The 25,859-nt window shown below is 41.0% G+C and carries 29 protein-coding genes; all 29 read right to left on the bottom strand.

The annotated features are described in order from the left end of the window. Window positions 1–111 precede the first annotated feature (111 nt). The 29 genes from AKG98_RS01565 to fliM all read right to left on the bottom strand — a co-directional run bounded on the left by AKG98_RS01565 (window position 112) and on the right by fliM (window position 25,853). Entirely contained in the window at window positions 112–864 is a 753-nt protein-coding gene (locus AKG98_RS01565; RefSeq protein ID WP_228140177.1) for a hypothetical protein, read from the bottom strand. Window positions 865–1,077: 213 nt separating this feature from the next. Continuing rightward, window positions 1,078–2,346: a c-type cytochrome biogenesis protein CcmI gene (gene ccmI / locus AKG98_RS01560; RefSeq protein ID WP_067040313.1), complete on the bottom strand. Its 1,269-nt coding sequence runs from the start codon at window positions 2,344–2,346 to the stop codon at window positions 1,078–1,080. Between the two features lies 1 nt (window position 2,347). Next, window positions 2,348–2,815 carry a cytochrome c-type biogenesis protein gene (locus AKG98_RS01555; RefSeq protein ID WP_067040309.1) on the bottom strand — a complete coding sequence of 156 codons (468 nt, stop codon included), beginning with the start codon at window positions 2,813–2,815 and terminating at the stop codon, window positions 2,348–2,350. A 9-nt stretch (window positions 2,816–2,824) separates the two neighbouring features. After that, window positions 2,825–3,373, bottom strand: coding sequence for a DsbE family thiol:disulfide interchange protein (locus AKG98_RS01550; RefSeq protein WP_067040306.1), 549 nt, complete (start codon window positions 3,371–3,373; stop codon window positions 2,825–2,827). A gap of 14 nt (window positions 3,374–3,387) precedes the next feature. After that, the gene (locus tag AKG98_RS01545) at window positions 3,388–5,352 is read right to left on the bottom strand and encodes a heme lyase CcmF/NrfE family subunit (RefSeq protein WP_067040302.1); all 1,965 of its coding nucleotides are present in this window, start codon (window positions 5,350–5,352) and stop codon (window positions 3,388–3,390) included. 11 nt (window positions 5,353–5,363) lie between these two features. Beyond that, entirely contained in the window at window positions 5,364–5,843 is a 480-nt protein-coding gene (gene ccmE / locus AKG98_RS01540) for a cytochrome c maturation protein CcmE (RefSeq protein WP_067040299.1), read from the bottom strand. Further along, window positions 5,840–6,046 carry a heme exporter protein CcmD gene (ccmD, locus tag AKG98_RS01535; RefSeq protein WP_067040296.1) on the bottom strand — a complete coding sequence of 69 codons (207 nt, stop codon included), beginning with the start codon at window positions 6,044–6,046 and terminating at the stop codon, window positions 5,840–5,842. The genes ccmE and ccmD overlap by 4 nt, the downstream gene beginning before the upstream one ends. A gap of 1 nt (window position 6,047) precedes the next feature. Further along, window positions 6,048–6,788, bottom strand: a complete 741-nt coding sequence (locus AKG98_RS01530) for a heme ABC transporter permease (protein WP_067040293.1) — start codon at window positions 6,786–6,788, stop codon at window positions 6,048–6,050. Window positions 6,789–6,886: 98 nt separating this feature from the next. Beyond that, window positions 6,887–7,555, bottom strand: coding sequence for a heme exporter protein CcmB (gene ccmB / locus AKG98_RS01525; protein WP_067040290.1), 669 nt, complete (start codon window positions 7,553–7,555; stop codon window positions 6,887–6,889). Between the two features lies 1 nt (window position 7,556). Next, window positions 7,557–8,189: a cytochrome c biogenesis heme-transporting ATPase CcmA gene (gene ccmA, locus AKG98_RS01520; protein WP_067040287.1), complete on the bottom strand. Its 633-nt coding sequence runs from the start codon at window positions 8,187–8,189 to the stop codon at window positions 7,557–7,559. Window positions 8,190–8,292: 103 nt separating this feature from the next. Further along, complete coding sequence (locus tag AKG98_RS01515) at window positions 8,293–8,706, bottom strand: DUF2802 domain-containing protein (RefSeq protein ID WP_067040284.1); 414 nt, start codon at window positions 8,704–8,706, stop codon at window positions 8,293–8,295. A 95-nt stretch (window positions 8,707–8,801) separates the two neighbouring features. Continuing rightward, complete coding sequence (locus AKG98_RS01510) at window positions 8,802–9,290, bottom strand: chemotaxis protein CheW (RefSeq protein ID WP_067040281.1); 489 nt, start codon at window positions 9,288–9,290, stop codon at window positions 8,802–8,804. A 16-nt stretch (window positions 9,291–9,306) separates the two neighbouring features. Continuing rightward, window positions 9,307–10,236 (bottom strand): chemotaxis protein CheW, encoded by a 930-nt coding sequence (locus tag AKG98_RS01505; protein ID WP_067040278.1) that lies wholly within the window; start codon window positions 10,234–10,236, stop codon window positions 9,307–9,309. Then, complete coding sequence (locus tag AKG98_RS01500) at window positions 10,229–11,017, bottom strand: ParA family protein (RefSeq protein ID WP_067040275.1); 789 nt, start codon at window positions 11,015–11,017, stop codon at window positions 10,229–10,231. The genes AKG98_RS01505 and AKG98_RS01500 overlap by 8 nt, the downstream gene beginning before the upstream one ends. A 26-nt stretch (window positions 11,018–11,043) precedes the next feature. After that, window positions 11,044–12,246: a chemotaxis response regulator protein-glutamate methylesterase gene (locus AKG98_RS01495; RefSeq protein WP_067040273.1), complete on the bottom strand. Its 1,203-nt coding sequence runs from the start codon at window positions 12,244–12,246 to the stop codon at window positions 11,044–11,046. 70 nt (window positions 12,247–12,316) lie between these two features. Continuing rightward, on the bottom strand, window positions 12,317–14,464 hold the full coding sequence (locus AKG98_RS01490) for a chemotaxis protein CheA (protein ID WP_067040270.1): 2,148 nt from the start codon (window positions 14,462–14,464) through the stop codon (window positions 12,317–12,319). 11 nt (window positions 14,465–14,475) lie between these two features. Beyond that, complete coding sequence (locus tag AKG98_RS01485) at window positions 14,476–15,228, bottom strand: protein phosphatase CheZ (protein WP_067040267.1); 753 nt, start codon at window positions 15,226–15,228, stop codon at window positions 14,476–14,478. A gap of 12 nt (window positions 15,229–15,240) precedes the next feature. Further along, window positions 15,241–15,624 carry a chemotaxis response regulator CheY gene (gene cheY, locus AKG98_RS01480; RefSeq protein ID WP_017220961.1) on the bottom strand — a complete coding sequence of 128 codons (384 nt, stop codon included), beginning with the start codon at window positions 15,622–15,624 and terminating at the stop codon, window positions 15,241–15,243. A 99-nt stretch (window positions 15,625–15,723) separates the two neighbouring features. Continuing rightward, window positions 15,724–16,449 (bottom strand): RNA polymerase sigma factor FliA, encoded by a 726-nt coding sequence (locus AKG98_RS01475; RefSeq protein WP_067040264.1) that lies wholly within the window; start codon window positions 16,447–16,449, stop codon window positions 15,724–15,726. A gap of 1 nt (window position 16,450) precedes the next feature. After that, complete coding sequence (locus tag AKG98_RS01470; protein ID WP_067040261.1) at window positions 16,451–17,326, bottom strand: MinD/ParA family protein; 876 nt, start codon at window positions 17,324–17,326, stop codon at window positions 16,451–16,453. A 2-nt stretch (window positions 17,327–17,328) separates the two neighbouring features. Then, the gene (gene flhF / locus AKG98_RS01465; RefSeq protein ID WP_067040258.1) at window positions 17,329–18,825 is read right to left on the bottom strand and encodes a flagellar biosynthesis protein FlhF; all 1,497 of its coding nucleotides are present in this window, start codon (window positions 18,823–18,825) and stop codon (window positions 17,329–17,331) included. A 47-nt stretch (window positions 18,826–18,872) separates the two neighbouring features. After that, window positions 18,873–20,972, bottom strand: coding sequence for a flagellar biosynthesis protein FlhA (flhA, locus tag AKG98_RS01460; RefSeq protein WP_067040256.1), 2,100 nt, complete (start codon window positions 20,970–20,972; stop codon window positions 18,873–18,875). An 89-nt stretch (window positions 20,973–21,061) separates the two neighbouring features. Next, a complete protein-coding gene (flhB, locus tag AKG98_RS01455; protein ID WP_067040253.1) occupies window positions 21,062–22,192 on the bottom strand; it encodes a flagellar biosynthesis protein FlhB in 1,131 nt (376 codons plus the stop codon). A 35-nt stretch (window positions 22,193–22,227) separates the two neighbouring features. Further along, window positions 22,228–23,013: a flagellar biosynthetic protein FliR gene (gene fliR / locus AKG98_RS01450; RefSeq protein ID WP_067040250.1), complete on the bottom strand. Its 786-nt coding sequence runs from the start codon at window positions 23,011–23,013 to the stop codon at window positions 22,228–22,230. Window positions 23,014–23,016: 3 nt separating this feature from the next. Further along, window positions 23,017–23,286 (bottom strand): flagellar biosynthesis protein FliQ, encoded by a 270-nt coding sequence (gene fliQ, locus AKG98_RS01445; protein WP_067040247.1) that lies wholly within the window; start codon window positions 23,284–23,286, stop codon window positions 23,017–23,019. A gap of 66 nt (window positions 23,287–23,352) precedes the next feature. After that, entirely contained in the window at window positions 23,353–24,099 is a 747-nt protein-coding gene (fliP, locus tag AKG98_RS01440; protein WP_067040244.1) for a flagellar type III secretion system pore protein FliP, read from the bottom strand. Further along, the gene (gene fliO / locus AKG98_RS01435) at window positions 24,089–24,412 is read right to left on the bottom strand and encodes a flagellar biosynthetic protein FliO (RefSeq protein ID WP_067040241.1); all 324 of its coding nucleotides are present in this window, start codon (window positions 24,410–24,412) and stop codon (window positions 24,089–24,091) included. The genes fliP and fliO overlap by 11 nt, the downstream gene beginning before the upstream one ends. A 1-nt stretch (window position 24,413) precedes the next feature. Further along, a complete protein-coding gene (fliN, locus tag AKG98_RS01430) occupies window positions 24,414–24,797 on the bottom strand; it encodes a flagellar motor switch protein FliN (RefSeq protein WP_067040238.1) in 384 nt (127 codons plus the stop codon). 9 nt (window positions 24,798–24,806) lie between these two features. Beyond that, complete coding sequence (fliM, locus tag AKG98_RS01425) at window positions 24,807–25,853, bottom strand: flagellar motor switch protein FliM (protein ID WP_067040235.1); 1,047 nt, start codon at window positions 25,851–25,853, stop codon at window positions 24,807–24,809. Window positions 25,854–25,859 lie beyond the last annotated feature (6 nt).

Genomic DNA, 25,859 nt, shown 5'->3' with positions numbered 1-25,859 from the left:
CAGCGAAGCGAACGACTCGCTATACCCAAGCTATTTCAAGATGCTTGGGTATATATTTAAGCTCTACAGGATTGGCTTAGTACTTGATTACTTGATTACTTGAATCAAGTACTAAGCGACCTCGGATACATAAACATCGGGAAAATAGACAGCCCTAACCAACTGAGATTTAATTTCATCGCTCAGCAACACATGCAGCTCATACATGATATTGATAATACCACCTCGCAAGTCATTCACTTTTTCAGCAAGCTGTGTAGCGGATAAATCTTGAGCTAAAAATGTAGGATTGATAGCGTCCTCATTATACTGAGCCAATTGTGCTTGAAACAGATCCCAAGATTTCTTACTACTATCTAGTTCTTTGCCGCCAGATAATATTGGAATCCACAATTTTATTTTTTCTTCTAAAGAAACAGGGCTTCCTTGAGCGTCTTCTAACTTGTCTTCATTTTCAGCATTGTAGCATTCAGCTTTAAACGATAAATATGATGCTAAAGATACGAACAGTTTAGCAATACATGCGTGGTACGCTTCAATATCAGCGTTGTTAATAGCCGTATTACGGTATTCCAGTGCTGACTCAAACTCACCTTGATAATCACTCACATTGATAATGCCAGCACCGCTGATGTAAACCTTGCTATCCATCGTATTTTCGACAAACGGCACAACATATTCCCAATCTCGAGTATCTGAGACTAAACGCTTAAAAGGGTATTTATTCTGCTCGAACCACTGCTCAATTGTTTTATTTTTCAATCCATCAGTCAAACTTCGATTTGAGTGGTCACTATATTTCACCAGATCAAAAATGAGCTTTTTCGCTTGTTTCTCTGAAATTTTCATTCTTACGTTTAGCACTAACAACTCCTTCGATGCTGTTTAACGCCTTATCAACTGGCGTGCAGCTTAGTATTTTTTTGGCATTTAATCATAAACTTTTTTATCAGTGTTTAATTTAAAAACCAGATAACAGATACTAAAAAGCCCTGCGGATATTATATAAATAATTTCCGCAGGGCTGATTAACAAGCGCTAATAAAATGTCACAACATCAGTAACACGCTCATTAAATTAACGACTAAAATTAAGCGTCACAGAACGTGAATCGCCTTCATTAACCGTCACAATATTACTATTGATGTCATCATCTTTCGTCATCACATTCTCATCTTGAGAAAGCTTAGCGCTCACTTTGATCGATGGGAATTGTGACATCTTCATTTGCGCCATCATCGCATCACTATCAGATAACGAGATAGTTAATGGGAATGTTGGGTTCGTGATACGTTTAACAGCAAGCGGTGCTTTAGGGCCCGCAGCCGCTTTCACGTAAATATACAAGTAACCTTTAAGCTGCGCTTGATCAGCAGTGATAGTGATCGTCACTTGCTCATTACCCGCCGCGGCTTCATTTTCGGCTGCTGCAGGGCGGCTATCGGTTGCGGTGTCAGCAATGCCAGGAGCTGTACCACCTTTCGCTTCAATCTGTTTTCTTGCATACTCAATACTACCTTGAATCATCTCGATACGATCTGGTTGGCCAGCAAGTAACGGTAACATACGTTGCCATTGCTCGATTGCACCAAGATAATCTTGGTTTTCTAACGCCATGAAAGCAGAAGTAGATAATACTTCGATATCATCAGGTTTTTCTTTTTTCAGATCCATCAATATTTTACGTGCTAAGTTATTTTGTTCTGGATCATCACTCAGCATTAATGCTTGCGCATAACCAGTCACGATTGATGTGTTCATCGGAGCTAGCTTATAAGCACGGTCCATCGCAATGAATGCCGCGTTTGGATCACCTAAAGCAACGTTTAAACGTCCCAATAATAACCAACCAAATTCATTGTCCGGCTCTTCTATCATCTTCGTAGTCAATGCTAGTTTAAAGTCTGAAATCTCTTGATCAGTAACTATATCACCTTCATTCATTACACGATTTGTTAGCTCAGGTAAACGTGAATATACGTCTTCCCAGTTAGCTACCTTGTCACGTGCACCTAATGTCAGATACATAGACACAGAGAACACAACTAAAAACACAACACCAGCAAGCCAGATGAATGGTGAGTTAGCTGTATTTACTTTTGCCACTTTCTCATCAAGAACGTCGTCCAATAGACCACGTTGCATTTCATCAATAAACTCTTCGCTTTTGTCTAACAAACCTTGATCTTCATCGTCAACCAATTCACTAATTCGACTTTTATAAAGGTCTTTGTTTAATTGGTCTCGTGTCGCGCCAGTTAATTTTCTCTTACCCGTAACAGGGATAACAAATGCCAGCGCGGCAACGATCACTAATACAATACTTACTATCCAAAATAACAACATGCTATTTCTCGCTATCCTTTAAAATTTTGGCCAAACGGTCTTTTTCCGCACTCGATAACTCTTCGTCGCGATCATCCGTTTCAACACTGACTTTACGACGGCTGTTACGAACAATAATCAGACCACCAAATAATACAAATAAACCTGGACCAACCCATAAAATGGCCGTGCCTAAGGTTACTGGCGGTTTGTATAAAACAAAGTTACCAAATCGATCGATCCAATAAGTAACAATCTCATCTTCTTCCTTACCTTCAATCACCATGTTATACGTTTTTTGACGCATGTCTTTGGCAATCGAAGCATTCGAATCAGCAAGGTTATTGTTCTGACATTTAGGGCAGCGTAACTCTGCCGTTAATGTTCTAAACAAGGCTTCTTGCTCGTCAGTCTCAAAGTCATAGACATCGATGACCGCCGCCACACTGAAACTAAGCATTAAAGTCATTAATACGAATAATTTTTTCATCTTAACCCCTTATTTTAACTGCTCATAAACAGCTTTCAGTTCACCATTCCAATTACGCGGGTTAATGTCACCTACGTGCTTGTATTGGATAATGCCTTTGCTGTCGATGAAAAAGGTTTCAGGCGCGCCGTAAACACCCAGATCAAGACCGAGCATGCCATCAGGATCATAAAGACTGATCTTGTATGGGTTATCTAGCTCTTCTAACCATCTTAGTGCTTTTTTGCGCTCGTCTTTATAGTTCATGCCAACAATGTAGACACCGTCTTCAGCAAGTTCATTTAAGTACTTATGCTCGGCGTAACACGTTGGGCACCACGTAGCCCATACGTTTAACAGCATAGGTTTGCCTGACAGCACGCTTTTATCATGCTGTAACTCAGGTTCAACTAAATCGTTTAATGCAAACTCAGGAACAGGTCGACCAATGAAGGTCGACTCTAAAACGGTTGCGTCACGAAATAAGCCAATGTAAAGGAAAATAGACACACATAAAAATACGATTAAGGGTATAAGTCGTGTCATTAACTGTTTCTTTTTTTTCACATCATTAGTCATTATTCTTGTCCTAATTATTGTGCTTTCGCTACACGTTTATTCACAAAACGGTAACGGCGATCAGATACAGCTAATAAACCACCGATAGCCATGACTAAGCCACCCCACCAGATGAAACGAATGAAGGGTTCGTAATAAATACGAATTGCCCATGAGTCATCTTCTAACTGTTCACCAAGTGCTATATAGAGGTCGCGCGTCACACCCCAATCAATAGCGGCTTCAGTCATTGGCATACTACGTTGTGCGAAATAGCTACGTTTTTCTGCGTTCATTACAGTTACAAACTTACCGTTTTTACTGATATTAAATACCGCTTTATAACCTTCGTAATTCGAGCCATTCGCTTCACCAATACCTTCGAATTCGAATAAGTAATCAGCAAAGACCACTTCATCGCCCGGTTGCATACGTAAGTCTTTTTCGATTTTGTAATTCTGAGTTGCAGAAATACCAATCAGCATCATCGCTAGACCAACGTGACCAAGTACCATAGCCCAATGACTACGACCGAGTTTAATCACACCAGAAGCAAAACTATGGCGATGCGTTGCACGGATATACACTTCTAGCGCACTGGTGATTATCACCCAGAAAGCTAATGCAAAACCAACAACTGCAACAATCTTAATTTTGTCCGCAAAGATTGCCGGTAATGCAACGGCTAACACGATACTCGCTACCGCAATTACCGCTAACTGTTTAAACAGTGGACGTAAATCTGCTTCTTGTTTCTTCCAACGTAATAACGGAGCAACACCCAAGGCAATTGCAAACGGAATAATCATGTAGAAGAAAATATTATTAAAGAATGGTACACCGATTGAAATCGAGCCCATACCCAATTCTTTATGTACCAGTGGTAACAAAGTACCAATCAGTACAACTAATAGCGCTGCAATCAATAATACGTTATTCATTAACAAGAAGGTTTCACGAGAAAACAGAGCGTATTTACCACGACTCTTAATCTCTGAACCTTTCACTGCATAGAGCAGTAATGAACCACCAACAACCGCAATTAAGAAGGCTAAAATAAACAAACCACGTGCAGGATCTGACGCAAATGCATGCACAGATACCAATACCCCAGAACGTACTAAGAAGGTACCTAATAGACTCAGGCTAAAGGCCGCAATCGATAATAGTACTGTCCATGATTTAAACACACCACGTTTTTCACTTACCGCAAGTGAGTGAATCAACGCAGTACCTGCAAGCCAAGGCATAAATGATGAATTTTCTACTGGATCCCAGAACCACCAACCACCCCAGCCGAGTTCATAATAAGCCCACCAACTACCCAATGCGATACCAGATGTTAAGAACACCCAAGCTATTAATGTCCAAGGACGAGACCAACGCGCCCATGCCGAATCAAGACGACCAGCCATCAATGCCGCAATCGCAAAAGAAAAAGCAACAGAAAAGCCAACATAACCCATGTATAACATCGGTGGATGGAAAATCAGGCCAACATCTTGGAGCAATGGATTTAAGTCATTACCATCGAGCGGTAAGTAAGGCAAAGTACGATCAAATGGATTTGACGTTAACAAAATAAACAAGTTAAAACCAATCGCAATCATACCCATCACAGAAAGCACGCGAGCGAGTGCAACCTTCGGAATACCACGGCTAAACACAGCAACAGCAGCAGTCCAAATAGCTAACGTTAAAGACCAAAGTAATAATGACCCTTCATGACCGCCCCACACAGCAGATATTTTATACTGTATCGGTAATAATGAGTTTGAGTTAGTTGCAACATAACCGACTGAAAAATCATCCGTCGCGAATGAGTAAGCTAAAACAGCAAATGAAAGACTCATTAGCAAGAATTGCATAATGGCTAATGGTTTAGCACTATTAATCATACCAGGATGATTAATCTTTGCGCCTATAAGTGGATAAATTGCCAGCAAGAACGACAACGCCGTTGCGACAATTAAACTAAAATGTCCTATCTCAGGAATCATTACAAATTACCTTATTTAGTTTCGTTACCGTATTCTGGTTTCATATGCTTAATGCCTTTAATTGCTTCAGCAACTTCGGGTGGCATATATTCTTCGTCATGTTTAGCAAGTACTTCAGATGCGGCAATAACATTCGCGGACTTCAGTACACCTTGAGCAACAATACCCTGCCCCTCACGGAATAGATCGGGTAAAATACCTTCATATTCCAATGTTACAAGACCACCGCCATCATCACTGAGTACAAAGCTAATTTTAAGATCTTCCATATTACGTTTGACAGTGCCAGGCATTACTAAGCCACCAATACGTAAACGCTGACCGATTTCAGGCTTGACCTTATCTTCACCTAAGCCCTCAACAAGTTGCGTCGGCGTGTAAAATAAATCAATGTTCTGTTTTAATGCGTATAGAACAAGACCAGTCATACTACCTAAACCAATGATAATCACCAGAGCGATAGATAAGCGTTTTTTACGTCTTGGGTTCATAGAGTATTCTCCATTTTTTCAGCTGCGCGCATTCGCTGAATACGTTGATGCTTATTTTGAATTTCGTTAATAATTTGGCGACGTTTGACAATAGTACTCACCGTTAATGAGCCCAATGTCAGTACGCTAAAAGCCACAGCTAGCCAGACATAGAAGCCGTAACCACCCATCGCTAAAAAAGCAGAAAAGCTATCAAATTGCATGTTACTTGTCCTCGATAAATAATTTTTTCACCCAAGGTCTATGCGACTCACGGGTAATTAACTCATTTCTAAAGCGCATCAAGGTCAAGGTACCAAACAGTAAACCGAAGCCTAATAAGTTAATCAGTAATGGCCACAACATATCAGTATCCATCGACGGTTTATCGAATTTACTGATAGTGGCTTTTTGATGTAGGGTGTTCCACCATTCAACAGAATAATGAATGATAGGCAGATTAATGACCCCCACTAAAGCAAGAATTCCCGCAGCACGGCCTGCTAATATTTTGTCGCTAAACGCACCATAAATGGCAATCACGCCAAGGTATAAAAATAATAGAATAAGTTCAGATGTTAAACGTGCATCCCATACCCACCAAGCGCCCCACATAGGTTTACCCCATACAGCGCCAGTGAATAATGCGATTGCTGTAAATACAGCACCAATCGGTGCAATCGCAGCCACAGCCATGTCAGCCATTTTTAATTGCCAGACCAGACCAATAAAAGCAGCTATCGCCATACTTAAGTATGCACCCATGGATAGTGATGCAGCAGGTACATGTAGATAGATAATACGGAAACTATCGCCTTGTTGATAATCAGCGGGCGCGAATGCAAAACCCCAAATCATGCCGATTGTCAGTGATATAACACTAAATAATGCAAACCAAGGCAACATTTTACCGGCTAAGTTATAACTTTTTTCTGGTTTCGCATAAGGATGGAGCCATTTCCACATATTAAACTCTCTACATAAATAACGGCTCAATTATATGAACCTAAACAGTGATTGAAACTAACTTTACTTTTCTTTAATTAAAAGCTTTAACTAACAATTTAACTCAAACTAACCCGCAATGACGCGGCAATTGCAAACGGTGATAAAGTAACCGACGCCACGAGCATCGCCCCTAAAATCGCCACGGGTCCAGAATAGGAAACGCCAAAACTCGCCGCATCAATGGCACTTGTTGCAAAAATCAATACCGGAATAAATAACGGTAAAATAAGCAGACTCAGTAATACCCCTCCTTTACGTAAACCAACCGTTAATGCCACGCCAATCGCACCAACAAAGCTCAGTACAGGCGTACCGAGTAACAGCGTAATAAAGGTGGCAATAAATGTATTGCTATCCAGCGATAAAAATACCGCAAGTAAAGGTGAGACAAACAAAATCGGCAAGCCCGTTAATAACCAATGTGCGACAACTTTCGCCGTCACAATAACACCTAACGGGGTGTTCGTTAGCATTAACTGCTCTAATGAACCATCGAGAAAGTCATCTCGAAATAAACGTTCCATCGACAATAATGCCGATAATAATGCAGCGACCCAGATAACGCCAGGGGCAATACGTAATAATAAGTTTGGCTCAGGGCCTATTCCTAGCGGAAAAAGGGTGATCACAATAATAAAGAACCAGAGTGGATTTAAAATATCTGATTTACGACGAAAAGCTGTGATCAATTCACGCTTTATCACCTGTATAAAAACAGCAAACATATTAATACTCAGTTAAGTGTTGACGGGTTAAGGTGATCTTACGTAAACGTCCCGCAGAAAATTGTAAATCTTGGTGTGTTGTCAGAATAACGCAGCCACCTTTATCGGCATGGGCTAAAAATAAACGCTCTAATACTTTCACGCCATTTTTATCAATAGCAGTAAAAGGTTCATCAAGGATCCACAACTTTTTGTCCGACAGCCATAGGCGTGCTAAAGCAATACGGCGTTGCTGTCCTGCTGAAAGGTGACAAGCTAATTGATCTTCATAACCAGCAAGGCCGACTTGTGCAAGTGCTTCCCAAATTTTATCTTTGGCGACAGCTTTATGCATGGCATGGTAAAAGAATAGATTTTCAAATGCGGTCAGTTCTGCTTTTACACCGGGTAAATGACCAAGGTAGAGTAAGTCTTGATGATAGCCCTCACGATCTTCTAAGGTATTGCTTTTCTGCCAAAGAATATGGCCATCTGCTGGCGATGAAAGTCCGGCTAATAAACGCAGTAAACTGGTTTTACCTACGCCATTCGGGCCTTCGATTTGAATTATTTCACCACTAGAAACGGTGAAACTAAGATCAGAGAACAACACATTATCTTCACGTATACAGCTTAACTTAACAACTTCCAACATACATTTTTATTCTTTCAGCATCAATCTGGAAGAATATTAACATATTCCTGCTTTAAGCATAATTAAGCAATATCAATAACTGGTCGAATATAAGCAATTAAAGCTACTTTTTATGGAAACTTAATAATAATTCTGCTTCTGCGCGTGGTAGTTCGCACTCACGCATGATTTCTTCAAGAGTAGCGCCAAGTTCAACAAGCTTCACTGCACGCGTATAAAAACGGCTGTCAGGGTCTTGTTGTTCGTGTGTAGTCATCTCTTCTTTCATTTCATCTTGCTGGAATTTAGTTTGCTGTAATTCCGAGGCCACTCCTTGAATTGCACCACCAAGATTAATATTTGAAGTACTTAACTCAATGATACGCTTTTGAAGAGAGTCTCTTGATTTAGATAAATCTTTGAGCAATAGATTATGCGTTGCCTGTAGTTTAGTTAACTTACGAAATAATACAACGTAGCCAATAACCGCAGCAACAGCTGTTGTAAGCGCAACGCCAGACAAAATCAAAGCAAGCATATTGAGTCCTTCAATAAAATAGCAATTAAAAAAGCAATTAAAAAAGCACTGTAACAATCATTACAGTGCTTTCTAGATAGTAAGGTGGATTAAGCTTATAAACCGCTTAATTCATCCCATTCGTCATCACTCAAAAACTTGTTCAAATCAACAAGGATAAGTAACTCGCCGTCGCGGTTCGATACACCTTGGATGAATTTAGCGCTTTCATCAGTACCCACACTAGGTGCCATATCGATTTCTGAAGAACGTAGATATACTACTTCAGCAACACCGTCAACGAGAATACCAATCACTTGTTTTTCAGCTTCGATGATAACAATACGTGAATTTTCACTCACTTCTGATGGCATCAAACCAAAACGTACACGTGTATCAATCACAGTGACAACATTACCACGTAAATTAATAATACCAATCACGTAGTTTGGTGCACCAGGCACTGGGGCAATTTCTGTATAACGTAATACTTCTTGTACTTGCATTACATTAATACCGTAGATTTCATTCTCTAACTTGAATGTAACCCATTGTAGTACTTCATCTTCAGCTACATTTTCCACTAGGTTTCGAGACTGACTCATGTTTTATTTCCTTCTACTATTGCCCATGAATATTGATGCCATTATCCAGCAATTTAATCATTTCGGTTACGTGTAATAATACGCACATGCGGGATTTAACCATGCCAGCTAACCAAGGTCGACTACCAGGTGTACTTCGCCATTTAATATCATTACTGTTTAAAGTTTCAGTACCATGCAGGCTTTCGCAGCCTAGTACCCAATTCGACTGACTTAATTGGATCTGATATTTATAATCTATCTCGCCCATATTTTGCTCTGGCATAACCCATTGTGCAGTATCGACAACACTCAATTTCTGCTCTCGGTGCTGCATAAGGCCTAAATACCAATCCGGTTTACCAAATAAGCTGTTTACTGTTTCGGCTTGATGAATACCACCCAGCTCGGTCAATGGTACCGCAAAAATAACACCTGCGACTTCAAAGAACAGAGCTTGAAAGTTCTCTTCTAACTCAATATTTTTCCATTGCTCAACAGGTTCAGATTCCTGTACTCGCTCAATGTCCGATACCGACACACTTTCCACATGATTATCTAGGATAGTATTAGTTTCTGCAGGTGTGATCGTTATCATGGTATCAGTGCTTTCAACTTCAGAAACCATCGGCGTTGTTGTCGCGTCAATATTATCTAATACCGATAAATCAATATCCGCCAAGTCAATATCAATGACAGAACCTAACAACTGATCTAAATCGCTTAATGATCCCGAACCATCTGGTTCAGGTATTTTAAAATCACTTTTTATCGTAGGCTCTGTTTCAGAAAATAAGGGTGTTAATACTTTCTGCGACTCTTTTGTTAACTCTTTTTTAAATGCAGGTTTTGGCTCTACCGTTTTTTCTACAGCAGCCTTAGCATCCTGTGGTTTTTCAACAACAGGCTCAGATAGCATGGATGTAAAATAATCATCCAACGCAGAATGCTTTGTGGGCTTATCCATACATTCGGTCCTGTTCTGCCTCAATCAGCAGATCTTGTAGTAATGCGGCATAGGCTGCAACACCTCGACTACTTCGAGTATACATAGATGGTGGCATATGTTTTAAGCTAGCATTTCTAAATTGCGTATCTACAGGGATCACTGCTCGCCAAACATTGCGGCTATAATTTTTCTGCAAGGTTTGTAACGATATCAACGATGCTTTAGTACGCCGATCAAACATGGTGGGAATGACCGTATACTGAAATTTATTAGTACAACTACGCTGCATAATTTCAAAGGTTTTCACCATGCGATCTAAGCCCTTTAATGCTAAGAACTCGGTCTGTACTGGCACTAAAATACGATCACAACTGGCGAGTGCATTCACCATCATCACGCCCAGTACAGGCGGGCAATCGATAAGTACAAAATCATAATCATCGGTAACTAAAGTAACAATATTCTTAAGAATAAGTCCCATACCATCACGATGCCCTAACGTTCTATCTAACGTGGCCAGTGACATTGTAGCTGGTAATAAATTAATGCCGTTGTAAGGCGTTTCTATTATCGCGTTATGAACCAGCTCTGCATCCAATTTGGCTGCGACAAAAAGGTCAAACAATCCGACAGTTAAATCATCACTATCATAATTTAGATAACTGGTTAATGATGCATGCGGATCCGTATCAATCAATAATACTCGCTGCCCCTGTTCTGCCAGTAAGCCTGCTAAAGAGATTGCAGTGGTCGTTTTACCAACACCACCTTTTTGATTAGCAACAGTCCAAACTTTCAACTTTACCCTACCTTGTCTGCATGTCGTTATCGACAGCCAACTTCAATATTAATGCGCTCTGCAATTTGTTGCAGGTTCACCTGATCATCCGCTAAACCAGCGTTCACAATTGCTTGTGGCATACCATAAACAACACAAGACTGTGCATCTTGCGCCCATATCGTACTGCCTTTTTGTTTTAGCAATTTAGCACCATCACGTCCATCTGCGCCCATACCCGTGAGTACAATCGCTAATACTTTATCGTGATATAACTGAGCCGCAGAGCCAAATGAAATATCAACACTCGGTTTATAATTAATTCCCGCAGGACTTTCTATTACTTTTAAAGTAAAGCCGCCCGCTTTGCTTTCAATTAGCACCTGCTTACCACCAGGCGCTAAATAGGCAACCCCAGGCTGTAAACGATCACCATGCTCAGCTTCTTTTACTTTAATTTGGCATAAGGTATTCAGTCGTGCAGCAAATGCAGCAGTAAAGGTAGCGGGCATATGTTGAATTAACAAAATAGGCAGAGGAAAATCGCTGCGCAAAGGCGTTAATACATTTTGTAATGCCACAGGACCGCCTGTCGAAGCACCGATAACCATTAAACTGTATTTTTTACCTGATGCACGTTTTCTCACACGGCTTACTGTAACGGGCGTTCGGGCTTCAACTGCCGCGTTATCGACATGAGCAACGTGCCTAACATTCACCGAATTCGTCGTATGTAATCGACTTGCATCTGTATTTTTACGCTGTAAAATTGCGGTGTTAATGCGGTTATCAGCTGCAACTGTCGCGCTGCGAACTGGTGCAGGAGTGATACGGGGTGTTCTCAATAAACTTCTGCGTTTACTGATTTCTTTAATGTTTTGTTGTAGTAATCGAACCGCTTCCGCTTTGTCTTTGGCTATATCTTCAAATTTTTTCGGTAAGAAGTTAGCCGCTCCCGCTTCTAATGCTGCAATCGTTGACTTAGCACCTTGATGCGTCAATGACGAAAACATTAAAATGGGTGTCGGTGTATCTTTCATGATCGCTTTAACAGCGGAAATACCATCAAGAACCGGCATTTCAATATCCATGGTGATAACGTCAGGACGTAAAGACTTCGCTTTAGTAATAGCCTCTTCACCATTTTTAGCAGTATCAATCACTTCCATTTCTGGATCTGCATTAATGATTTCACTTACTCTACGTCTGAAAAAACTGGAGTCATCAACGACTAAAACTTTTATTTTCATCTAATCTATCTACTTCAATGTGTTTACTTCAATGTAAAAGCACACAGGGGTTTCCCCCTGCATCAACAAATTAGCGTTTTGCGTAATGATTTAAGAGACTTGGAATATCTAAAATCAGCGCAATACCACCGTCACTGGTGATTGTAGCTCCCGCCATACCCGGCGTGCCTTGCAATAAGTTATCTAACGCTTTAATAACAACTTCTTCTTGCCCAATAAGGCTATCGACAACAAAGCCAACTTGCTTAATACCAAGCTGAACAATAACCACATGCCCTAATCCACGATTATTACGCGTAGTGCCTTGTGGGTCCATTTTAGTTAACCAATCCTGCAGATAAAATAATGGGATCGCTTTTTCTCTGACAATAATAGTTAATTGGTTATCGACGACATGGGTTTTATTTAAATCCAAGTGGAAGATTTCATTCACACTCGTCAATGGTAAAGCAAAGATTTGCTTACCCACCTCGACCATCAAGGTTGGTAGAATCGCCAGTGTTAACGGCACTTTAATTTCAATCGTTGTACCAGTACCCAGTTTTGAGTCGATCGAAATTGTACCATTCAGTTTGCTGATACCCGTCTTAACCACATCCATACCAACACCACGACCAGAAATATCTGATATCTGATCTTTGGTTGAGAAACCTGGAGCAAAAATAAGGTTGTATGCTTCGTTGTCTGAGATCCTTGCTGCTGCATCAGCATCAAGTACCCCACGCTTAATCGCAATTTCTTTTAATCGTTCAGGGTCCATACCCGCACCATCATCTACAATTTTTAGACGAATATGATCGCCTTCTTGCGATGCTGATAAGGTAATCTTCCCTTGTCGTGGTTTGCCATTTTTTTCACGTACATCTGGCATTTCAATACCATGATCCACCGAGTTTCTCACTAAGTGAACCAGTGGATCAGCAAGTGCTTCCACTAAGTTCTTATCTAAATCGGTTTCTTCGCCAACCATTTCAAGATTAATGTCTTTTGATAAACTACGTGCTAAATCACGTACAACACGCGGGAAACGACCAAACACTTTTTTGATTGGTTGCATACGTGTTTTCATTACCGCACCTTGTAAATCGGCAGTAACAACATCAAGATTAGACACAGCTTTCGTCATGTCTTCATCATTACTTGAAATACCTAAACTCACTAAACGATTACGGACAAGTACTAATTCACCGACCATATTCATTATTTCATCGAGGGTACGAGTATCTACACGCACTGTTGAATCAACTTGTGGTTTCGCTTTTTTCTCTACTTTTACAGCCACGGTTTCAGTCGATTTTTTGGCGGCTGGAGCCACTTTTGCTACTGGTGTAGCAGTTGCAGCTTGTGCAACAGGCGCGGGCTTGATAGCTGCCACAGAATCAGCAGCATTAACCACATTCTTGATTGTTGCAGCGGCACTTGGTGCATTACCCTTACCGTATAATTCATCCAGTAAGTTTTCAAAATCATCGTCATTGAGTTCAGTGCTGCTAGCGGCTGGCGTAGCAACAACAGGGGCTGACGTTGCCTTTATATTCGTCGCGCTAGCATGCTGACCAACACCATGCAGATCATCAAGTAGTTTTTCAAATTCATCATCCGTAAAATCTGAATTGGAACTGGTAGCGACAGTAACAGTGCTCGGCTTCGTAGCATCAGCATTCGTTGCTGTTGGTGCGGTACCTTTACCGTGTAGTTCATCCAGCAATTGTTCAAATTCAAGTTCTGACATTCCCTCAATACCAGACTCATTACCAGTAGTAGCAGACGTTGTAGCCGCTATTACCGGTTCAGAAGCCACCTCTACGACAGTTTCTGTCGCAGCAGATTCAGGTTGAGTAAGCAAATGAAGTTGATGAATTAATTCCGCATCTGCAGCAATTAATGGTTCACGTTCTTGAATCGCTACAAACATCACATTGACACAATCCAATGATTTAAGAATGACATCCATCAGCTCTGATGTTACTGTTCTTAAGCCGTTACGCAGGCTATCAAACACATTTTCTGCACCGTGGCAAATATCAACTAATTCTGATAATGCTAAGAACCCTGCGCCACCTTTAACGGTATGAAAGCCCCTGAAAATTGCATTAAGCAACTCAGCGTCTTCTGGGCTTTTTTCTAAATCAACGAGTTGTTCCGAGAGTAATTCCAGAATTTCAGATGCTTCAATCAGGAAGTCCTGTAGAATATCTTCATCAACATCAAAGCTCATCAATATCTCCCTTAAAATCCTAAACTTGATAGTAAATCATCAACATCATTTTGGCCGTCTAGAACATCAACGCGTTCACTCGCATTCATGATTGGACCTTCCGCCTCAATGCCATTTATTTCTTTTTTAACTGGTTCTGTTATTATACTTAGTGGCTTTGAGGCCTCACCAAACATCGTTAACATTTCAACTAATTTAACTTCAACTTCTTGTACTAAATTAATCACGCGACGGATCATTTGACCAGTCAAATCTTGAAAATCTTGCGCCATGAGAATTTCAGTTAAATACTGTCTTAAACTATCGGCATCAGATACTGAAACTTGAAGAAAATCGTCTAATAATTTACAAAGTTCTTTAAATTGACCCAGTTGTAAATCACGACTCATCAAGTTTTTCCAATTTGGCATCACTTGTTGAATGCGATCGTTAAAACTATCTGCAATAGGTAAGCAGGCTTCAACAGCATCCATGGTTCGATTGGCGGCTTTATCCGTCATCTCAATAACATAATTCAAACGCTCACGAGCATCTGGAAACTCATCGTTAGCGAAGCTTTCAATACGCGTGTCTAATTGAAAATCTTCTAATGAATCATGTAACTGGCGTGTTAACACGCCCACTTTTTCAAATAGAGCATCTGAATTTTCATTCTGAATTTTAGTAATTATTTCATTTGCCATCTCTACCTGGCCACACTCTAGCAGTGTCACCAGTTCTTTAGCTTCTTCTAATGAAATCAACGGTTCTTGTTGTTCACTCATGCGCATCCTTGCTTATTGAATTCGTTCGAAGATTTTCTCTAATTTTTCTTTTAGTGTCGCTGCTGTAAATGGTTTAATGATATAACCGTTCACACCTGATTGAGCAGCTTCAATAATCTGTTCGCGTTTCGCTTCAGCGGTAACCATCAACACTGGGATATGACATAGCGCTTGGTCTTTACGGATCTCTTTAAGTAGATCGATACCTTGCATGCCGGGCATATTCCAATCAGTGACAACAAAGTCATAATCGCCATTTTTTAGCATAGGTAATGCCGTGTTGCCGTCATCAGCTTCATAGGTATTGCTAAAACCAAGATCACGAAGTAAGTTTTTAATGATACGTCTCATCGTAGAAAAATCATCGACAATAAGAATTTTAATTTGCTTTTTCAAGTTGTTCTCCAAAATAAGTAATTACAATATTTACAGTCCCTGAACCCATAAATATATTACTTCAATATTCAAGTACTAGATAAATAGTACCAATTAAACTTAGTCATCTAACCAAGCATGCATACGCGCTTTCACTCGATGCATCGCTTGGCTGTGTATTTGACTCACACGAGACTCGCTGACACTGAGTACTTCCCCGATCTCTCTTAGGTTTAACTCTTCATCGTAATAAAGCGATAAGACTAAGCTTTCTCTTTCGGGTAGTGTTTTAATGCAGTTTGCTAATGCTTGCTGAAAACGCTGCTCAGAAAAATCAGCACAAGGGGTGCTTGATTTTCCTTCGTAAACTGAATAGGCATCTTCATTACTCGCGGTCAAATCTTCGACCGCCAATATATGCCCACTATTAACATCCATCAACATACTATGGTAGTCAGTCAGGCTTACGCTTAATTCTTCAGCAATATCAGTATCTTTTGCATCCGTACCCGTTTGTTTTTCGATACGGTCAATGGCGGCAGCAATATCACGGCCATTTTTATGTACCGATCTTGGAACCCAATCCCCACGTCTCATTTCATCAATCATTGAGCCGCGGATACGAATACCGGCATAAGTTTCAAAGCTAGCGCCTTTAGAGCCATCAAAGTTGCGCGCAGCATCCAGTAATCCAATCATACCCGACTGGATTAAATCATCTAACTGAACACTCGGCGGCAAACGGAGAAGCAAGTGATGGGCAATTCGTTTTACTAAAAAACCGAATTGCTCAACAGCATGATTCTGTTGCGACTGGATGTTACTGTAAGCGGATGCCTTATTCACTTCAATCTTCTACCCTAGATTTGTTTTCAAACAGGTTCTCAATGAAAAACTCCAAATGACCGCCGACTTTATTCGGTACTGGCCAAGTTGCAGCTCGACTTGCTAACGCTCTAAACGCCAATGAAGCGGGCGCTTTTGGAAATGCTTCGACAACCACTTTCTGTTTACGAACGGCTTGACGAACACTGTTATCAAACGGGATACAAGCAACAAGCTCTAATGTTGCATCTAAAAACCGATCCGTTACACGCGTCAATTTAGTAAATAATTCTTGGCCTTCACGTAAACTGCGCACCATATTGGCCACAATTTTAAAACGATGAACACCGTGTTCTTTGGAGAGTAATTTAATTAATGCATAAGCATCCGTGATTGATGTCGGTTCATCACACACCACCATGATGATATCTTGTGAAGCACGGCAAAAACTTAATACCATCTCCGAAATACCCGCAGCAGTATCAACCAGCAGCACATCAATCGGTGTTTTCAATTCTGCAAACGCACGGATTAAGCCAGCATGTTCTTGTATTGATAACTCAACCATCGAACGCGTACCAGAGGTTGCTGGCGCGATTAAGATCCCATTAGGACCTTCAATCAAAATATCATCTAATGTACATTCCCCTGAAATAACGTGAGAAATATTTTTATGTACACGTAAGCCGAGTAAAACATCGACATTTGCCAACCCAAGGTCGGCATCTAAAACCATGACTCGCTTGCCCTGGGCCGCGAGTGATACTGCCATGTTCAGTGTTACGTTAGTTTTACCTACGCCACCTTTGCCACCTGAAACGGCAATAACTTTAACTTTTTTGTTATTACTCATTTGTCTTAGACCACTTGCTTGATCGAAAAAAATATTTTTATTCATTACTATTTATCATCGCCTAACCAAAAATGCGTATCGTTTTGTTCTTCTAGCGTATCTCTGTTCAGTACAGTACGAACTAATTGCTGCGCATTGGCTGAATCTATATCTTCAGGAACCCTTTGCCCATTTGTGATATATGCAATAGGTAGTTCATGTTGTATTAATACGCTTAAAATCTCACCTAAGCTTAAACTTTCATCCACTTTACTTAAAATGCAGCCCGCTAACGGAATGTGGTGAAAATGCTCTAATGTTTCTTGTACAACTCTACGCTGCGCAGTTGCCGGGACAACCAAATAGTTACGAATAACGACTTTTTCATTATTAACTAATGTTTCTAGCTGTTCGGATAAACGTTTGTCACGCTGTCCCATACCGGCAGTGTCAATCAAAACTAAACGTTTACTTCTTAATTGATACAAGTATTGTGCCAATTCTGCTTCATCACGGGCAACTTTAACAACACACCCCATAATACGGCCGTAAGTCGCTAATTGTTCGTGAGCACCAATACGATATGTATCAGTCGTAATCAGCGCAACATTCTCTGAACCATGTAACATGGCAAATTTTGCCGCTAATTTGGCGATAGTTGTCGTTTTGCCCACGCCCGTTGGGCCAACTAATGCAACTGCACCACCTTTACTTAAAATATCATCTTGCGCAATGAGAACGCTGTCCGTCAGTAACGCTTCAATCTGATCCCAAGCCGACTCAATCGAACAGTTTTCAGCCACAGAGTTAGCTAGTTGGTCTGCAACCTCTTCGGTAAAACCAATCTTAACCAAATGTTTGATCAACATAGCACGAATAGGTTCATTACGTTCAACTTCCTGCCACTGTAATCCTGATACTTGATGCTCAAGCAACTTTCGGATTGAAGCAAGCTCTGCCTTCATCGCACTAATGTCTTGTTGGTTGTCACTTTTCGGTGCCGTAGACTCAAACTGCTTATAACCATTTTGTTGAGAAGAGCGCGCCATACCATCACGCATTTCATTTTGTTCTGCAAGTGTCGCCGGAGCAGTATTTGGACGTTCAGCAAAGCGACGAGCGACCGGTTTCTTTAAAAAACTGGTATCCCAATTATTTTTTTCACGCGCATTATCATCGTTATTTATTACTTGTGACATTTGCTGTTTATGTTCTTGCTGACGCGCTAATAAGCTCGCTAATGAGTCATTTGGCGCGACGGCTCGATCTGGTTCTGCTTGCTGTGACAGTTCATTATTGATTAATCTTTTGAAACTGAATTTAGATGCCGATAAATTGACGGAGTCTTCAGAAAGTTGACGGTCTGATTTATTTGCTACAGTTTTTGGTTCGCGTGCTTTTTCGGCTGCGACAGGCTTACTTTCAGAGAAATCCACAGCAGCAACTATTTCAATGCCGCCGGTGACCTTTTTGTTAGACATAATAACAGCGTCAGGGCCAAGAACCTCTTTGACTTCAGCCAATGCCGCTCGCATATCTTTGGCAAAAAAGCGCTTTATTTTCAACTTAACATCCTTAGTTCAGTTCGCTACTTAAATTTTTTATTTACGTGTTATTGACCAACAACACTGACAATTCTAATCTGTTTATCATCAGGTACTTCTTGATATGATAATACGCGTAATGAGGGTATTGAGTATTTCACAAATTTCGCCAATGTTGACCTTAATACCCCAGAGGTAAGTAAGATCGCCGGTTGTCCCGCTAATTCTTGATTTTGTGCTACCTCTGTTAATGAGGTTTGCATCCGTTCAGCTAAACCAGGTTCAATACCCGCACCTTCACTACCTGCTGCCTGTAAAGACTGGTGTAATATTTGCTCTAATTCTGGTGCCAGTGTCACAACAGGTAATTCACTGTCGATACCATTTATATCCTGAACAATCATGCGGCGTAAACTTACACGGCAAGCAGAAATCAACACTTCTGGATCTTGTGTTTTGGTACCATATTCAGCCATTGTTTCAACAATGGTGCGAATATCTCGAATTGGCACGTTGTCATGTAAAAGTCCTTTCAATACTTTCACAACAACCCCTAACGGTAAAATTTCAGGGACTAAGCTTTCGACCAATTTAGGGTGTGTTTTCGCTAACACATCTAATAAATTCTGCACTTCTTCATAACCGAGTAATTGTGCGGCATTGTTCAGTAACAACTGACTCAAGTGTGTCGCAACAACTGTCGCAGAGTCAACAGCTGTATAACCCAAGGTTTGCGCTTGATCACGCTGTTGGGGATTAATCCACAAAGCCGGTAAGCCAAAAGCAGGATCGATGGTTGCAATCCCATCGATCTTGCCGTAAACCTGACCAGGGTTAATGGCTAATTCTTTATCGTGGAAAATTTCAATTTCGCCATTTGAGACCCCCATAATGTTAATACTATAACAATTTGGTGGTAATTCGAGATTGTCACGAATATGCACTGCGGGCACCAAGAAACCCAATTCTTGAGAAAGTTTCTTTCTAACACCCTTAATACGGTTTAATAACTCACCACCTTGGCTCTTATCAACCATCGGAATTAAACGGTAACCTACTTCCAAACCAATCGTATCTACCGGTTTAACATCATCCCAGTCCAGATCTTTTTGATCATTCAACGTCGCGTCAATGGCGGTATTTTCTGGAATATTGGTTTTCTCTTCTTCACGCTTAGCTGCTGCTTTCATTAACCACCAAGCCCAAGTGCCAGTAAGCACACCAGAACCGATGAAAGCAAGGTGTGGCATACCCGGTACTAACCCCATTACCGTCATAATGACAGCAACAACAGCCAATGCTTTGGGATTAGCCACCATTTGGCTCGTGACTTGGGTGCCGAGTTTTTCGTCTTTATTTTGACGGGTAACAATTATCGCTGCAGCGATCGATAAGAGTAGTGACGGTATCTGCGCAACCAGACCATCACCAATGGTCAATAATGTGTAAATCTCACCCGCTTCCGCAAAACTTAAATCATGCTGTGAAACACCAATGATAAGGCCACCGATAATATTAATAAATAAAATCAATAAACCGGCAACCGCATCACCTTTTACAAATTTACTGGCACCGTCCATCGAACCATAAAAATCAGCTTCTTGAGTAACTTCTTCTCGGCGTAATTTGGCTTGCTCTTGGTCAATAATACCGGCGTTCAAATCGGCATCAATGGCCATCTGTTTACCTGGCATAGCATCGAGCGTAAAACGCGCACTTACTTCCGAGATACGTCCCGCACCTTTGGTCACCACGGCAAAGTTAATAATCATTAAAATCATAAACACGATGAGGCCCACCGCCAAATTCCCGCCGATCACAACAGAACCAAAGGCATCGATAACTTGTCCCGCAGCATCACCGCCATTATGCCCTTCTAACAACACCACTCGCGTTGATGCTACATTCAGGGCTAAGCGTAGTAATGTTGCAATTAACAAAACCGTCGGAAATGCAGCAAAATCAAGTGGTTTATTGACGTATATAGAAACAAGCAGAATTAATAACGATAAAGCGATATTAAAAGAAAAGAACACATCTAATAGGAATGCAGGTATCGGTAATACAACCATGCCGAGTGTAGCTAACACAACTATCGGGGTACCGATATTTTCTAGCGCAATCGCTCTTTTACCCCAGATTTTTGACAGATTTGCTGCTACTTGCATTACGAGACCTCAAAATTTTATGCTTGATAGTATAAAGCAATAATCATACCGAAGGCAAAAGCATTCAGTGTTGAAGTCCACAAATGACACTAATATTTTAGGTCATCAGGAATATCTATGGTTTTTGGTAGCGGTTTAGGCCGATTACCTTTACGTTGTTTAAATTGTTCAAGCTGATAAACATAGGCAAGTATCTGTGCTACCGCGATAAATAACCCTTCAGGTATTGGATCATCAATCTCAGTGGTATGATAAATAGCACGTGTTAAAGCCGCAGACTCTAAGATTGGTACTTTGTGTTCTTTCGCCATTTCACGAATACGGAATGCCACTTGATCAACACCTTTAGCCACAACTTTAGGGGCGGTGTTACCGGTTTTTTCATATTTTAACGCCACAGAATAATGTGTTGGATTGGTAATAATCACATCAGCGTCAGGAACATCACCCATCATACGACGTTGCGATACCTCCATCTGCATTTGTCGGATCTTGCCTTTTAACTGTGGATTACCATTCACATCTTTCATTTCATCTTTAACTTCTTGCTTGGTCATCCGCAATTCTTTCGCATGTTTCCAATATTGGTAAGGCACATCAATCGCGACAATAATAATCAAAGATGCACACAACCAAATAAAAATATCAGTCAAAAAACTCAGCGATTGGACAATCGAAATATGCAATGGCTGGAGACTAAACTCCATAATCTGTAAAAACTGCACTTTTAGCACCAACAAGGCAATCGTCACGACAACCGTAACCTTGGCAATTGATTTAATCAATTCAACCATGGCTTGCGGTCCCATCATTCTTTTAAGACCTGCTTTAGGTGACATTTTTGATGCTTTCGGACGAATAGATTCCCCACTAAAAACCATGCCCCCCATCATAACATTACCAATAATACCGGCAAAAAATCCCACAATCATAATACCGAACAGGGGCCAAAATAACGGTTTAACACTCGCGCCAACAATTTCGATCAAGGCATCAGGATTGAATACATCTTCACGGTCGAGTTTAAATAAACGCGTCATATTAGTCACTAGCGCACGGGCGAGTGCATCACCAAAAGCAAGGAAAGCGGCACCACTTGCCGTCAGTACCAAGGTCGTCGCGAGTTCTTTCGAACGTACTACCTGACCTTTCTCTCTGGCTTGGGTGATCTTTTTCTCGGTGGCGTCTTCGGTTTGTTCCTGTCCGTCTTTTTCAGCCATGAGGAAATACCTTTATCCTAATGTGGTGAGCGGCGTTAATACGCACAAGCATTATTGAGCAGCGAACAAATCAATTCACCCGCTCTCTGCCATTGGGCATTAAAATGAAACATAAAACTTTTTAATGATAAGTAAATAATAAATAAGCCTGCCACCATACCAACCGCGAAACCTAAACTAAATACATTTAGTTGCGGTGCAGCTTTGGTCATCACACCAAATGAAAAGTTAATCACGAGCATAGCAACAACCGCAGACAATGACATACTCAATGCAGCAGCGATCATTACCGACATCCAGCCCGCTATTTCATAGTACTGAACAGCCATTAAACCAGACGCGGACACCGGAAGTGTCTCAAAAGATTTAACGACTGTTTCGATCATAAATAAATGACCATTAACGGATAGATAAACCAGAGTGCCTAATAAAATATAGATTTGACCAATAACAGGTGAAGTCTGACCGGATCCAGGATCGGCCATCGCAGCGAAACCTAAACTGGTTTGCATCGCAATAATTTGCCCCGCAATAACAAATGTCTGAATCAGCATGACGGTGACAAAACCAATCGCAATACCAATCAGACTCTGTTGCAGGATAATCATAAAACTGCCCAAAGAGAACAGTTCGACATTAGGCATAGGTGGTAATACAGGCGCGACCATCGCGGTGAGCGCAAGACAGTAAAATAACCGGATCATGGGTGGCGTTGTTTTCGCACCACTGACTATCATGACCATAACCATGCCAGAAAGGCGTGCAAACGGCCAAATATAACTGGCCATAAACGTCATAATATCAGCCGATAGAATCTCCACTAATTAGCCTACAACTTGTGGGATCTGGAGCATCATATTGGTAAAAAAATCCATCAAACGGGCAAAGCCCCAATGCGCACCATAAATGAGTGCCAACAAGGTCGCGATTAAACGTGGTAAGAAACTTAATGTTTGTTCATTAATTGAGGTCGCGGCCTGAAAGACAGAGACCACTAAACCGACTAATAACCCCGGAACAACAACCGCACATACCAGCAGTAATACGGTCCATAATGCTTGTCTAAATATATCGACAAAGACTTCAGGTGCCATGATGCTCCCTATTACTTATTAACAGGCTTATAAGCCGATTGATGAACTTGTATATAAAGAGCGTCGTCATAAACCAAAACTAGCCGCAAGCGTGCCCATAATTAAACTCCAGCCATCGACTAACACGAACAACATAAGCTTAAAAGGTAATGAAACAATCATCGGAGATAACATCATCATACCCATCGCCATCAAAATACTCGCCACTACCAAGTCAATAATCAAAAATGGAATGAACACCATAAATCCAATTTGAAAGGCGGTTTTTAATTCGCTGGTAACAAATGCGGGGATCAATACGCGGAAAGGGACTTCTTCTGGAGAATTAGCTTCGACTTTCGCTATCCGCATGAAGGTATCAATATCGGTCACCCGGGTTTGTGCCAACATGAATTGTTGCATCGGCAATTTAGCCTGTTCAAAGGCTTGCATCGAGGTCAGTTCTTCACTCAAATAAGGCTGTAGCGCATTGTCATTAATACGCTCAAATACAGGCGACATAATGAAAAAGGACAGGAATAAAGTGATACCCACTAATACTTGATTAGAGGGGCTTTGTTGTAACCCTAAGGCTTGGCGTAAAATAGACAGTACAATGATGATGCGAGTAAAAGAGGTCATCATGATCAGCGCAGCGGGTAGAAAACTCAGCGCCGTCATCATGGCTAAAATTTGCAATGACACCGAATATTCCTGTGAGCCATCACTGTTTGTGATCACTTTCACCGCCGACATCACCGAATTATCAGCCCATGCAGCAGAAGTGAAGAAGAGCAGTACCAGCGACAGTAATACCGTAAACTTATTTTTCATTATGCTGTTTCATCATCTGGGCTAATTTAGTAGCAAATGGATTGAGTTCTGGTTGGCTATTTACCAGTGGTTGTTCAAGTTCTTTGAGCAGATTGATTTGTTGTCCTGTCACACCTAGTAGCACTTGTTCTGACCCCACTTGTACGACCATGATACGTTCTTTCGGCCCTAGCGGTAATGTTGCGACAACGTTTAGCTGTTGGTGATTACTGCCAAATACACGCGCCTTTTTCGCCAAAAAAGCGAGTATTACGATAACCGCAATAACTACAAGCAATGATAATAGCCATTGCAGCATATCGATATCGTTCATATTATTTAAGCTTTTTAATACGTTCGGTTTGACTGATAACGTCAGTTAAACGAATACCAAATTTATCATTGACGACAACGACTTCACCGTGAGCAATCAATGTACCGTTAACCATGACATCGAGCGGTTCACCCGCAATGCGATCGAGTTCAACAACAGAGCCTTGGTTTAACTGTAATAAATTACGAATACTAATTTTACTACGACCAACTTCCATCGAAATCACAACTGGAATATCAAGAATACTGTCTAGCTTTTGTTGCTGGACCGCCGAGAATGGAACCTCATCATTGTTAAAATCTTCTAATTCAGTGGCCTCAACACTGCTTTGCTCAGCCATTGCTGCAGCCCAATCATTTGCCATCTGATCTTGATCTGTACTCATGTCAATACCTTATTTATCGTCATTTTTATCGCCTAAATTCAATAGCCCACCACGTAATGCAACGTGGTCAATCTCTGATTTAGTTAAATTACTTACTTTTAACTTTTTACTAATCTTAACCGCAACGTTATCTCTATTTCGGCCAAGTTTGGCTTTATAACTCGGTAAATCTTCAATAAAAACGGTAAGGTCTTCTGGCATATCAATCGGGATGATATCCCCCGCTTTCAATTCCATGATCTGCCTTAATGAAAGCTCAGTTTCAAGCAATCTTGTACTTAACTCTACCGGAACATCTAAAATTTCTTCTTGTAATGCCGAGCTCCAACGTTCGTCAGTATCCTCTTTATCACTTTGCACACCCGCGTCGAGCAACTCACGAATCGGTTCGAGCATAGAATATGGCATGGTAATATGGAAATCACCACCACCGCCATCAAGCTCGATATGGAATGAACTCACCACCACCACTTCGGTGGGACTTACAATATTTGCCATTGCCGGGTTTACTTCAGAATCAAGATATTCAAATTCCGCATCCATAACCGGTGCCCATGCCTCGTGATAATCTTCAAAGACAATCTTTAATAGCATTTGAATAATACGGCGTTCGGTTGGCGTAAATTCACGACCTTCAATTTTTGCATGATAACGACCATCACCACCAAAAAAGTTTTCGACCAAAATAAACACTAACCGTGCTTCCATGGTGACTAACGCCGTGCCTTTTAATGGACGAAAACGTACCATGTTTAAACTGGTTGGTACGAATAATGTGTGAACATACTCACCAAACTTCAGCATCTGCACGCCATTAATGGACACTTCGGCTGTACGACGCATCATATTAAATAGGCTGATCCGCATATGCCGTGCGAAACGTTCATTCACCAACTCCAGCGTAGGCATACGTCCACGCACAATACGGTCTTGCGATGAAAAGTCAAAATCGACAATATTGCCACTCTCTTCTACGGAGTCAAACTCATCTTCTTCAACATCATCAACACCGTGTAATAGCGCATCAATCTCGTCTTGACTTAATAAATCACTCACACATAA

This window comes from Moritella sp. JT01 (assembly GCF_001574435.1).
GTDB lineage: Bacteria > Pseudomonadota > Gammaproteobacteria > Enterobacterales > Moritellaceae > Moritella.
This window is presented reverse-complemented; position numbering and strand designations above follow the sequence as displayed.